The 11,268-nt window shown below is 69.0% G+C and carries 12 protein-coding genes; 9 read left to right on the plus strand and 3 right to left on the minus strand.

Going from position 1 to position 11,268, the window contains the following annotated elements; translation table 11 throughout:
* Positions 1-24: 24 nt before the first annotated feature.
* The 8 genes from DSC45_RS00005 (at position 25) to DSC45_RS00040 (ending at position 7,009) form a co-directional block, all read left to right on the plus strand.
* Positions 25-669: an HAD family hydrolase gene (locus DSC45_RS00005; protein ID WP_119286040.1), complete on the plus strand. Its 645-nt coding sequence runs from the start codon at positions 25-27 to the stop codon at positions 667-669.
* A gap of 43 nt (positions 670-712) precedes the next feature.
* Positions 713-1,927, plus strand: a complete 1,215-nt coding sequence (locus DSC45_RS00010) for an MFS transporter (RefSeq protein ID WP_119286041.1) — start codon at positions 713-715, stop codon at positions 1,925-1,927.
* Positions 1,878-3,041: an acetoin utilization protein AcuC gene (locus DSC45_RS00015; protein WP_119286042.1), complete on the plus strand. Its 1,164-nt coding sequence runs from the start codon at positions 1,878-1,880 to the stop codon at positions 3,039-3,041. Before DSC45_RS00010 ends, DSC45_RS00015 begins: the two co-directional genes overlap by 50 nt.
* 135 nt (positions 3,042-3,176) lie before the next feature.
* Positions 3,177-3,992: a phosphatase gene (locus tag DSC45_RS00020; RefSeq protein ID WP_119286043.1), complete on the plus strand. Its 816-nt coding sequence runs from the start codon at positions 3,177-3,179 to the stop codon at positions 3,990-3,992.
* A gap of 130 nt (positions 3,993-4,122) precedes the next feature.
* Positions 4,123-4,332, plus strand: coding sequence for a helix-turn-helix domain-containing protein (locus DSC45_RS00025; protein ID WP_156725321.1), 210 nt, complete (start codon positions 4,123-4,125; stop codon positions 4,330-4,332).
* Positions 4,333-4,453: 121 nt separating this feature from the next.
* Positions 4,454-4,552 (plus strand): 30S ribosomal protein bS22, encoded by a 99-nt coding sequence (locus tag DSC45_RS00030; protein WP_003948845.1) that lies wholly within the window; start codon positions 4,454-4,456, stop codon positions 4,550-4,552.
* 286 nt (positions 4,553-4,838) lie between these two features.
* Positions 4,839-5,903: an NAD-dependent epimerase/dehydratase family protein gene (locus DSC45_RS00035; RefSeq protein WP_119286045.1), complete on the plus strand. Its 1,065-nt coding sequence runs from the start codon at positions 4,839-4,841 to the stop codon at positions 5,901-5,903.
* Between the two features lie 14 nt (positions 5,904-5,917).
* A complete protein-coding gene (locus tag DSC45_RS00040; RefSeq protein ID WP_119286046.1) occupies positions 5,918-7,009 on the plus strand; it encodes a lysophospholipid acyltransferase family protein in 1,092 nt (363 codons plus the stop codon).
* A gap of 95 nt (positions 7,010-7,104) precedes the next feature.
* Here DSC45_RS00040 and DSC45_RS00045 read toward each other — a convergent pair whose 3' ends face one another.
* The 3 genes from DSC45_RS00045 to DSC45_RS00055 form a co-directional block, all read right to left on the minus strand.
* Positions 7,105-8,319, minus strand: coding sequence for a DUF5667 domain-containing protein (locus DSC45_RS00045; protein ID WP_119286047.1), 1,215 nt, complete (start codon positions 8,317-8,319; stop codon positions 7,105-7,107).
* Between the two features lie 234 nt (positions 8,320-8,553).
* On the minus strand, positions 8,554-9,327 hold the full coding sequence (locus DSC45_RS00050; RefSeq protein WP_119286048.1) for an ECF subfamily RNA polymerase sigma factor, BldN family: 774 nt from the start codon (positions 9,325-9,327) through the stop codon (positions 8,554-8,556).
* A 413-nt stretch (positions 9,328-9,740) separates the two neighbouring features.
* Complete coding sequence (locus tag DSC45_RS00055) at positions 9,741-10,676, minus strand: HAD family hydrolase (protein WP_119286725.1); 936 nt, start codon at positions 10,674-10,676, stop codon at positions 9,741-9,743.
* Between the two features lie 149 nt (positions 10,677-10,825).
* On the opposite strand from DSC45_RS00055, the gene DSC45_RS00060 reads away from it, so the two are divergent.
* Positions 10,826-11,107 (plus strand): glutaredoxin family protein, encoded by a 282-nt coding sequence (locus DSC45_RS00060; RefSeq protein ID WP_119286049.1) that lies wholly within the window; start codon positions 10,826-10,828, stop codon positions 11,105-11,107.
* The last annotated feature ends 161 nt before the right edge of the window (positions 11,108-11,268 follow it).

Raw genomic sequence — 11,268 nt, forward strand, 5'->3', positions numbered from 1 at the left:
GTTGTCGTGTCTTATGGTCGAGGGATGCGCTACGACCTGGTCATCTTCGACAACGACGGCGTCCTCGTGGACAGTGAGCCGATCTCCAACACCATCCTCTCCGGGTACCTGACGGAACTGGGACACCCCACCACGTACGAAGATTCGTTGCGGGACTACATGGGTGCCGCGGTGCACCGTGTGCACGATCTGGTGCGGGAACGGACCGGGCGCGACCTGCCCGCTGAATTCGACGCGACGCTGCACGAGCGCATCTTTGCCGCTTTTCAGCGGGAGTTGCAGCCGGTGGCCGGCGTCGAGGAAGTACTCGCGAAGCTCACGGCAGAGGGAGTGCCCTACTGCGTGGCGTCGTCCGGTAGCCACGAGCGGATCCGGATCGGGCATCTGACGACCGGGCTCGACGAATGGTTCGAGGACGAGTGGATCTTCAGCTCCGATGACGTCGGCCGGGGCAAGCCTGCTCCGGATCTGTTCCTGCACGCGGCACGGAGCATGGACGCCGATCCGCAGCGGACCGTGGTGATCGAGGACAGTCCTCTGGGCGTGGAGGCGGCGAAGCTGGCGGGCATGGACGTACTGGCGTTCACAGCGATGACTCCCTCGGAGCGACTGGAGGGAGCCGATGGCTACTTCGGTGACATGGGACGGCTCGTCGAATTGCTTGGCTGATCCATCTACCGGTGGGTAGTCCCGGCCCTTACGCTGTCCGGCCATGACGGATGCGCGATTGCGGTACGGCAGGTCGGCCCTGGGGTTGAGCTTCTTCGTCCAGGGGGTGGCGTTCGCGCTGCTGGTGACGCGGATTCCCGCGATCCAGGATCGCTACGGGATATCCGACGGGCTGCTGCCCCTGTTTCTGGCCGCGGTCCCGGTCCTCGCCGGTGCGGGCAGTGTCGCGACCGAGCATCTGGTGAAGCGGGTCTCGCCCCGGCTGGTGCTGCGGTGGTCGCAGCCGGTGGTACTGCTTGCGCTGCTCGGGGTCGGGGCGGGAGAGACGCTGTGGCAACTGGGGCTCTGCCTCGGTGCGTTCGGTATCGCGGTCGGGGCGCTCGATGCCTCGATGAACATGCTCGGCGTCAGTCTGCAGCGGGCCTACGGGCGCAGCATCATGCTGGGATTCCACGCCTCGTACAGCCTGGGCGGGATCGTGGGGGCGTCGCTCGCCTGGGTGGGGGCGCACTGGGAGTACTCGCTGATGGTGTCGTACTGGCCGGTGGTCGCCGTGCTGCTGCCGGCGGCGTTCGTCGGTAGTCGTTGGTACGCGGAGGGACAGGGCGGGGCGGCGGAGCAGGTGGGTGCGGCCGGGGGCGGGCCTTCGCTCAGGCTGCTGTGGCCGCTCTGTTTCGTGATGGCCTTCGCGTACATCGGGGATTCGACGGTCTCCAACTGGAGTGCCAAGTACCTGCAGGATGTGCTGGGCAGTTCGGAGCAATTGGCGACGGTTCCGTACAACATCTACATGGTGACGACGCTGATCGGGCGGGCGGTCGGTGATGTGGGGGTGCGGAGGTTCGGTCCGGTGCGGGTGGTGCGGTGCGGGACGGTGTTGGCTGCGGTGGGGTTCGCGGTGGTGGCCGGGGCGCCTGGGGCCTGGGTGGGGATGCTGGGGTTCACGTTCCTCGGGCTCGGGCTGTGTGTGATCGTGCCGCAGACGTTCGCTGCGGCGGGGAGGCTTTTCCCGGGGCGCTCGGACACGGCGATCGCTCGGCTGAACATCTTCAACTACGTGGGTTTTCTGGTGGGTTCGCCGCTGGTGGGGGTGCTCGGAGACGCCTGGAACTATCGCGGAGCGATGGTCGTTCCGATGGTGTTGGTGCTTGTGACGCTGCTCTACGCCCGGTCTTTCGCCCAGGATCCGGACCGATACGGTGGCGGACATGAGCGGCCGCGCACAGCTGATGTGGGACGAAGCAGTAACGGGCTATGACTTCGGGCCCGAGCACCCGATGGACCCGATGCGCCTTGCGCTGACCCGGCGACTGATCACCGCGTTCGAGCTGGACAAGGACTTCGAGGTCGTCTCCGCCAAGCCTGCGGGGGAGTCGACGTTGCGCCTGGTGCACCGGGACGACTACATCGCGGCGGTCAAGGCCGCGTCCGCGGATCCGGATGCTGCGGACATGGCGTACGGGCTCGGGACGGTGGACGATCCGGCATTCGCCGGGATGCACGACGTCTCGGCCCGGATCGCGGGGCAGTCGGTAGGAGCCGCCGAAGCGGTCTGGCGGGGCGGAGCCCTGCACGCGGTGAACTTCTCCGGAGGGCTGCACCACGCCATGCCTGGTGCTGCTTCGGGATTCTGCATCTACAACGATGCGGCGCTCGCTGTCGCCCGGTTGCTCGAGCTGGGTGTCGAGCGGGTGGCGTACGTCGACGTGGACGTGCATCACGGTGACGGTGTGCAGGCGGCGTTCTGGGAGGATCCGCGGGTTCTGACGATCTCGATGCATGAGCATCCGAGGACGCTGTTCCCGCAGACCGGGTGGCCTGAGGAGACCGGTGCCGCGGAGGGCAGCGCGGTGAATGTGGCGCTGCCGGCCGGTACGGGGGACGAGGGCTGGCTGCGGGCGTTCCATGCCGTGGTGCCGGAGCTGCTGGCCGAGTTCAGGCCGCAGGTGCTGGTGTCGCAGCACGGAGCGGACACACATTTCGAGGACCCGCTGGCGCACCTGGCGGTGTCGTTGGACGCGCAGCGTACCGTCCAGGCGGCGTGCCACGAGCTGGCCCATCAGTACGCCGACGGGCGCTGGGTGGCGCTCGGCGGTGGAGGGTATGCCGTGGTGGACGTCGTGCCGAGGTCGTGGACGCATCTCGCCGCGATCGCCGCGGGGCGGCCGATCGAGCCGACGGCCGCGGTCCCCGAGGAGTGGCGGCAAGAAGTGTTCGCCAGGACGAGGCAGTTGGCGCCGGCCCGGATGACGGACGGCAGGGAGCCGGTGTGGCGGGACTGGGAGTCCGGGTACGACCCGGCCGACCGGCTCGACCAGGCGATCGTGGCGACCCGCAGGGCGGCGTACCCGCTGCGTGGGCTGTTGCCCTGACCGAGGACATGGTGAGGGCGCCGCTCAGGCGACCCGGCCACGCAGGCCGTCCAGTTGCCGGGGTGGTTACGCCAACTGTGCCCAGTTTTGTGGTTCCGGCTGTGACGGGGCGGTCAATGCGCCAGCATCGCAGGGGTGTTGAGCACCGGCGCGCTACGTGCGCATCTGCTGGCGGCCCGACTGGCCGGGCCCGTGGCGACCTCGCGTGAGGAGAGTCTGCGGAGCTACCGGCTCTTCGCGGCGCGCGACCCCCGAGTGCTGCTCGGTCTGGACCCCGAACGGGACTGGGACGCACGGGGCTTGATCGCGCTGATGGCGGACAAGTGCGGGGTCTCCGCAGACCCCGGGCACACGGTCGGGCCTGATGTGATCGATCCGGAGCGGACCTTGGCCGGGCTCGAGGCCTTCGCGGGCCGGATGCGCCGGGCTGCCGAACGGCGGGCGCCGGTGTTCCTCGGCACCGGCCACCCCCATCGACTGCTGGGTTTCTACGCCGAGTTGGCGGACGCTCTCTCGGCGGCAGGATGTCGTGTCCTCACCCCAGCGCAGGGTAGCTCTGTCGACATAACGACCCGGTTTGGTCTACGCACGTACAACCTTGACTACGTACGGGGAGTCGCGTTGGTGCGCGAGCCGAGCGCGTCGGGCGCCGGTTGTGAGACCGGCGCACACACCCATTCGCCGCTCCCGATCCGTACCGCTCTCGGTGCTGTCGCGGAGGGCGGCGAGACGCTCCCCGAGCTGGTCATCGGGGACCACGGATGGGTCTGCGGAGCAGGTCAGCTGGGGATCGAGGCGATCGGCCTGGCGGATACGGATGATCCCGCGCTGTTCGTGGGGGAGGCCGAGGGGCAGGTGTCCGTGGCCGTTCCGCTTGATGACGCTGTGCGGTCTGATTACTACCGGCCGCTTACTCGCTATGTACTCAATCGAGCGTGTCTGTCACGGTAGGACCCCGATCGCAGCTCCTCTTCCCCACTCGCATCACCCGCCCCTACTCTGGGGAGTGAACGCACAGCGACGAGGAGTCACCGGAAGGGGAAGCCGGTGCCCGTCCATGTGTGGAAGGTTCAGGTGTGACATGGCTGCTGGCGAGAGGCCTCTCAGCGAGGTCCAGTTCCTGACCGTGGCGGAAGTCGCCTCGGTGATGCGAGTGTCCAAGATGACCGTGTACCGCTTGGTGCACAGTGGTCATCTGCCCGCGATCCGGGTGGGGAGGTCCTTCCGAGTCCCGGAGAATGCGGTTCACGAGTACCTTCGCGATTCGTATGTGGGGGTGGAGACGGCCTGATCGAGGCGGATTCATCTCCTCGATTACGACCTCGGCGCTGAGCCGGGTAGGCTGGGCCGACGTAGGTCGTGTGGGCCCATTCTGCCCCGCACCGAGTGATGAGAAGTGAGCGAGGGTAGTCGTGGGCTCTGTTATCAAGAAGCGGCGCAAGCGGATGGCGAAGAAGAAGCACCGCAAGCTGCTGAAGCGCACCCGCGTCCAGCGTCGTAACAAGAAGTAACGACCGCTGGATCACAGCGCTCCGAGGCCTCCCGCCCCTGTGGTGGGGGGCCTCGGCTGCGTTCAGGGCTGCCCGGCCCGGGCAGGTGTGGGTCGAACAGCCGGGAGCGGGCGGCCGGTTTGGTGACCAAGTGTATGCCCGTGGTCACGTATTGCATCGGTTGGACATCCTGCCGTAGCACACACCCGCTAACGTGGCGCATGAGTCCGGCGGCCGGCCCGATGGCGGCCGGTCCGCGCGGACGGCACCGCGGTGCGCGACGAGGGTGGGAAGGAAGGCGCTGATCTTGGGCAAGGTCGTGCTCGTGACCGGGGTGGCCCGGCAGCTCGGCGGACGTCTGGTACGCCGGATCCAGCGGGATCCCGGGGTGGACCGGGTGATCGGTCTGGACGCCGTGCCGCCCGAACACCAGCTGGGCGCCGCCGAGTTCCTGCAGGCGGACATCCGGCAGCCGACCATCGCGCGCGTCCTCGCCGAGTACGCGGTCGACACGGTCGTGCACATGGACGTCACGGGCACCGCGCTCGCCGGCGGCAGCCGGACGTCGGTCAAGGAGACCAATGTCATCGGCACGATGCAGCTGCTCGGCGCCTGCCAGAAGTCTCCGACCGTGCGCCGCCTGGTGGTGAAGTCCAGCACCAACGTCTACGGCTCCGCGCCGCGCGACCCCGCCGTGTTCACCGAGACGACCTCGCCGAAGTCGTTGCCGAGCGGCGGCTTCGCCAAGGACACCGTCGAGGTCGAGGGCTACGTACGCGGTTTCGCCCGGCGCAGGCCGGACGTGGCGGTGTGTGTGCTGCGCTTCGCGAACATCCTCGGACCCACCGCGGACTCTCCGCTCGCCGAGTACCTGTCGCTGCCGGTGCTGCCGACCGTGCTCGGTTACGACCCACGGCTGCAGTTCGTGCACGAGGACGACGTGATCGACGTACTGCGTATCGCCGCTCGGGAACCGGCGCGCGCGACGCTGAACAGCGGCACCTTCAACATCGCCGGCGACGGGGTACTGCTCCTGTCCCAGTGCGCCCGGCGCCTCGGACGCCCCACGGTGCCGATGCTGCTGCCCGCGGTCACCTGGGCGGGGGCCGCGCTGCGCACCGCGGGGCTCACCGATTTCTCGCCGGAGCAGCTGCGGCTGCTCACGCACGGCAGGGTGGTGTCGACCAGGGAGATGCGCGAGACACTGGGGTTCCGGCCCAAGTACACGACGGTGCAGGCGTTCACGGACTTCGTCCGCAGCCGAGGTCCCGGCCTGCTGCCGCCCGAGGCCCTGTCCAGGGTCGTCGACCGGCTCGCGGCGCTGCCCCTGCCGGGCGCCGCGGCGAAGCATCCGACGCACAGCGCGGACTGAGGAGCGCATCAACGATGGCGGACGCCAAGGTCATTCCGTTCGACGACGACCGGTCGCGGGGCGGCGCCCGGAGCCCGGCCCGGCGCAGGTCGGGTGGCCGGCGCCAGGCGGAGCCGGCCCCGGAGGTGACGCCGCTGCCGGGCCGGCAGGAGCATCCTGCGGAGGACCTCGGGGACGGGCGGCCCGTCCCCGAGGGCGCGGCCGGTGAACAGCCCGATCCGACCCCGGAGTCCGGTGCGGACGCGGCGGACCGGCAGGGTCCGCGCAGCGGTCTGGAACGCCGGGTGGCCGGCGGCCTGGCCTTCCTGCGGCGACGGCTCACCGGCGATTACGACGTCGACGAGTTCGGCTACGACCGGGATCTGACCGAGCAGGTTCTGATGTCGCTCCTGCGGCCCGTCTCCGAGAAGTACTTCCGGGTCGAGGTGAAGGGGATGGAGAACATCCCGGCGGACGGCGGGGCCCTGATCGTCGCGAACCACTCCGGGACACTGCCGCTCGACGGTCTGATGCTGCAGGTCGCGGTGCACGACAACCACCCGGCGCAGCGCCATCTGCGGCTGCTCGCCGCGGACCTGGTGTTCATGCTGCCCGTGGTCAACGAACTGGCGCGCAAGGCCGGCCACACGCTCGCCTGCGCGGAGGACGCGCAGCGGCTTCTGGAGGCGGGCGAGCTGGTCGGCGTGATGCCGGAGGGGTTCAAGGGGATCGGCAAGCCGTTCAGCGAGCGATACAAGCTGCAGCGTTTCGGCCGCGGGGGCTTCGTCTCGACCGCGCTGCGCGCCCGTACGCCGATCGTGCCGTGCTCGATCGTCGGTGCCGAGGAGATCTACCCGATGGTGGGGAACTCCAAGACGCTGGCCCGGGTTCTCGGACTGCCGTACTTCCCGATCACGCCGACGTTCCCCTGGCTCGGGCCGCTCGGCGGGGTGCCGCTGCCGACGAAGTGGACGATCCAGTTCGGTGAGCCGATCGCGACGGACGGCTATCCGCCGGAGGCGGCGGAGGATCCGATGCTGATGTTCAACCTCACCGATCAGGTGCGGGAGCAGATCCAGCACACCCTGTACAAGCTTCTTGTGCAGCGGCGCTCGGTGTTCTTCTGACGCAGGTGTTCCAGCCGCAGGCGTCCGCTGCCGGCGCTCCACTACGCACATCGGGCCCCCTTCCTTCAAGGAAGGGGGCCCGATGTGCGTAGTGCCTACTCCGTGGTGTCCTCACCGCTTATACCGAGCCCCGGCAGCAGGCCCGGAAGGAGCGGCGGGAGGGTCACGTCCGGCTTGACCGGGTCGCTCTGCTCGCCGCCTCCCGACGGCTTGCTCGGCGTGGTGTCGTCCTTCGGCGGGTCGAGCAGCCCGCCGCCGCCACCACCGATCAGTCCGCCGTCGTCCTCGGAACCGGAGGGTGAGGGGTCCTCCGGCCGGGTCTTCTCGTCGGACGGACCGGCGGTCGGGTCGGAGGCGCTCGGCGTCGGGGTGTCCTCGCCGGTCGAGTCGTCCGTCGTGCTCTCCGGCGTCTCGGTGACGTCACCGCCCGTGCCGGGAACGCTCGGCAGCCGCGAACGCAGCGGCGCGATCTCGTCCTCCATGGCATCGAACACCGAGGTCACCTCGCTGCTGACGTCCGAGAGCTGGACGGGCAGCCGACTCTGCAGATCGCTCCAACTGCCGCGGTACGACTGGGAGAACGAGGACAGAGTCTGGATCGGGCCCATCGATCCGTCCTCGGCGTAGGCGTCGTGGAGCAGCTGGTGTCCTTCGGACGCGTCGTGACGCATCCCGGACAGCGCGCGGCGGATCTCGCCGATCTGCTCGTGGTCGAGGTCTCCCGAACGGGCCCGCTCCATCAGGCGGTTGGCCTCGTGGAGCCGGGTGGAGGCCTGGTTCAGGTAGAGCTCACCGCGCGCCGAGGAGTCGTCGGTCATGCCGAGCTTGAAGTCCTCCATGCCGCGCTTGAGGCCGTAGAGGGAGTCGCCCGGCAGGGCGTCGGAGCTGGCCGCGGAGACGCCGCTGAAGGCGCCTGCCGCGACTCCGACGGTGAGTCCGCCGGCCGCGATGCCCTTGGAGAGCCGCGTCCGGGGCCGGAACTTCCGCAGTGGGGTGGCCCGGTGGGCGCCCTTGCGGCTGCGCTGCTCCGGCACCGTCGTACCTGGGCCGGTGTCGCCCGCGGTGCCTTCCTGCAGCATGGCCTCCATGGCGGCCACGAGCTGTGCCCGCTGGACCACCTTGACCTCGGGGTCGAGCTCCGGTCGCGGCAGCTCACCGAGGCCTTCGGCCACCGTGAGCATGGCGGACTGCTCGGCCCCGTCGGCCGATGGGGAGTCCGTGGGCTGCTCGGCCGCCTGACCCTGGTCGGTCTGTTCGTCCACGGCGTGGGCGAAGGCGTTCGCCCGCCGGCTCGGGACATTCGCGATCACTGGCGGCACCTCCTCTCGTCATGACGTCCGACTCCCCAGGGGGTCCTGAGGGTTGCCCACGCCGGTGCGCGCCGCTCGTGCGAGTCGGCGGCGCCGGACAGGGGGCGACCACAGGGAGCCTGCATTCCGCACAACGAGGGTCGCGGCACATGGGTTACGGACGAAAGATGATCGGACCGGGGCCCAATTTCCAGTGTCACCAGGGGTAAGTGAGATGTCACTTTCCGTCTCCGGTCAGCGGGCGTCATCCGGCAGCAGGCGGGCCAGCGTACGGACCGCGCGGTACTGGAGGGTCTTGATCGCGCCCTCGTTCTTGCCCATCACGCGGGCGGTCTCGGCGACGGTCAGGCCCTGCAGGAAGCGCAGGGTCACGCACTCCTGCTGCTGCGGGTTGAGCCGTCGTACGGCGTCCAGGAGGGCGGCGTTGGACAGGGACTCGAGGACCGAGTCCTCGGGGCTGCGCTCGACCTCGTTGGCGTCGAGCATTTCGCCGGTGGTCACTTCCAGGCGGAAACGGCTCGACTTGAAGTGGTCGGCGACCAGGTTGCGCGCGATCGTGACCAGCCAGGCGCCGAAGTCCCGTCCCTGCCAGGTGAAGGTGCCGATCCTGCGCAGGGCGCGCAGGAAGGTCTCGCTGGTGAGGTCTTCGGCCGTCGCCTTCCCGCCGACGCGGTAGTAGATGTAGCGGTAGACGGTGTCGCTGTATTGGTCGTAGAGGCGCCCGAAGGCATCGGTCTCGCCGGCCTGGGCGCGCTCGACGAGGTCCATCATGCGGGCGCTGTCGCTGTCGGCCGCGGGACGGCGGTGGGTGGTGGCGACGGCGCCGGAACGGGACCTTCTACCGACGGCGGCACCGCTTTCGGCCAGGGCGTAGCAAGGGCCGACCGGTGCGGGGACGGCGAAGGCGGGGACGGCGTACGCGGTGGGGACGAGGTTGCGCAATTGGTCGACGACCGTTGCGCGGAGCGTAGCCAGGCCTGAGGCGTCAACCCCGACGTGTGGGTACACGGGACTCCCAGAGGCAGAGCTTCCATCACGAGCAGTGCTGGACCGTTCACTCGTCGTAGCGATGAGTGGGGGTCCGATATGCGTCTGAGGAGAATAACGCTTCGTACAGGCGGCGCTACACCCAGTTGCTCAAATCATCGATTACGTCGCTTCTGTTACAGATCTATGATGCTTCAAGCGCCATACAGTGAGCGGAAGTTGATCGGTTTCGGTCGTTAAGCGCCTGAGTCCGGGGCGTGTTGTGGCTGTACGCGGGCAACCCGACTGGCCGGGACGGCACCCGGGTATGGAATGTGGATTTCCGCGTGTTCCGGCGGTCGGGGCCGAGGGTCGTCACGGTGCGTGATTCGCTGGCCGTATCTCGGCCGGTCGATTCCGTGGCCGTATCGCCGGACCGGGTCCCTGCGGTGCGGTCAGTGGCGGCGGCGGTGCAGGGCGATGGCCGCGGCGGTGCCGCCGGCCAGGGCGCCGACGCCCGCGGCGGCGGGGATGCCGACCTTGGCCGCCTTGCGGCCGGTGCGGTAGTCGCGCAGCCGCCAGTCGCGTTCGCGGGCGTGCTTGCGCAGCTTGGCGTCCGGATTGATCGCGTACGGGTGGCCGACCAGGGACAGCATGGGGATGTCGTTGTGCGAGTCGCTGTACGCCGCGCAGCGGGCCAGGTCGAGGCTCTCGGCGACGGCGAGTGCGCGGACCGCCTCCGCCTTCGCGGGGCCGTGCAGCGGCTCGCCGACCAGCCGTCCCGTATAGATGCCGTCGACGGACTCGGCGACGGTGCCGAGGGCGCCGGTCAGGCCGAGCCGGCGGGCGATGATCGTCGCCGTCTCCACCGGGGCGGCGGTGACCAGCCAGACCCGCTGGCCGGCGTCGAGGTGGGCCTGCGCGAGTGCCCGGGTGCCGGGCCAGATGCGCTCGGCCATGTACTCGTCGTAGATCTCCTCGCCGATCGACATCAGCTCGGCGACCCGGTGGCCCTTGACGATCGACAGCGCGGATTCGCGTACGTCCTGCATGTGTTCGGGATCTTCGACGCCGGCCAGCCGGAACCAGGTCTGCTGCCAGGCGAACTTGGCCAGCTCGCGGCTCTCGAAGAACCTCCGTTTGTACAGCCCGCGACCGAAGTGGAAGATCGCGGCGCCCTGCATCACGGTGTTGTCCAGGTCGAAGAAGGCCGCTGCCCGCTCGTCTCCGACGACCGGGAACTCGGGGGCCTCGGCCGCCTCGTCGGCCGGCGCGGCCCCCTCGAGCTCCTGCGAGGACTTGCGCGCGGCTTCCGCCGAGGCCTCGCCTGCCAGGACGCTGCGCGCGGTCGCGGAGCGCCTACGAGGAGTGAGCCATCGAAGAGAGGCCATGTCCGTGAGCATAGCCAGAATGTTCGGTGGTTCCGGGTCGAGGGCGTTCGCAGGCTGTGAACAGTGCACTACCGCGCAGTTAAGGGGATCGCCTGCGGGCGCGTCGCGAGGCGGTGTGCAGGGAGGTTCGGCCGCGCGAGAATAGGCGTATGAGCCCCCTTTTCCGGCGTACGGAGAACAAGAAGCCCGCGGACCGGGTCGTCACTCTGGTCGGCAAGCCCGGATGTCATTTGTGCGATGCGGCACAGGAGGTGATCGAAAAAGTCTGCGCCGATACCGGCGCCGCCTGGGAGAAGAAGAACATCAATGACGATGCGGAGCTCCACAGCAAGTACTGGGAGCAGATTCCGGTAGTCCTTGTGGACGGCGCCCAGCACGACTTCTGGCGGGTCGACGAGGGTCGGTTGCGCAAGGCGCTCGGCGCGAAATGATCACGGCTCCGAACGGCCGGGACGATCTCCGCGGGTGCCTGGGCCCGGAATTCGACGGAACCTGGTGGCGTAAAAGACGCGTTACGATCGGGGGCGATTCAGTCTCGGGGGTGCGGAAATCGTGAGGAGAGTGTGCGGTTTTGCCCCCTGTGGTACCCCGA

Source organism: Streptomyces sp. YIM 130001, from assembly GCF_003574445.1.
Taxonomy (GTDB): Bacteria; Actinomycetota; Actinomycetes; order Streptomycetales; family Streptomycetaceae; genus Streptomyces.

What these genes read in the sequence shown, in the direction of transcription:
- DSC45_RS00005 (WP_119286040.1), top strand. Translation starts at nt 25, where the DNA reads ATGCGCTACGACCTGGTCATCTTCGACAACGACGGCGTCCTCGTGGAC.
- DSC45_RS00010 (WP_119286041.1), top strand. Translation starts at nt 713, where the DNA reads ATGACGGATGCGCGATTGCGGTACGGCAGGTCGGCCCTGGGGTTGAGC.
- DSC45_RS00015 (WP_119286042.1), top strand. Translation starts at nt 1,878, where the DNA reads ATGAGCGGCCGCGCACAGCTGATGTGGGACGAAGCAGTAACGGGCTAT.
- DSC45_RS00025 (WP_156725321.1), top strand. Translation starts at nt 4,123, where the DNA reads ATGGCTGCTGGCGAGAGGCCTCTCAGCGAGGTCCAGTTCCTGACCGTG.
- DSC45_RS00040 (WP_119286046.1), top strand. Translation starts at nt 5,918, where the DNA reads ATGGCGGACGCCAAGGTCATTCCGTTCGACGACGACCGGTCGCGGGGC.
- DSC45_RS00055 (WP_119286725.1), bottom strand. Translation starts at nt 10,676, where the DNA reads ATGGCCTCTCTTCGATGGCTCACTCCTCGTAGGCGCTCCGCGACCGCG.
- DSC45_RS00060 (WP_119286049.1), top strand. Translation starts at nt 10,826, where the DNA reads ATGAGCCCCCTTTTCCGGCGTACGGAGAACAAGAAGCCCGCGGACCGG.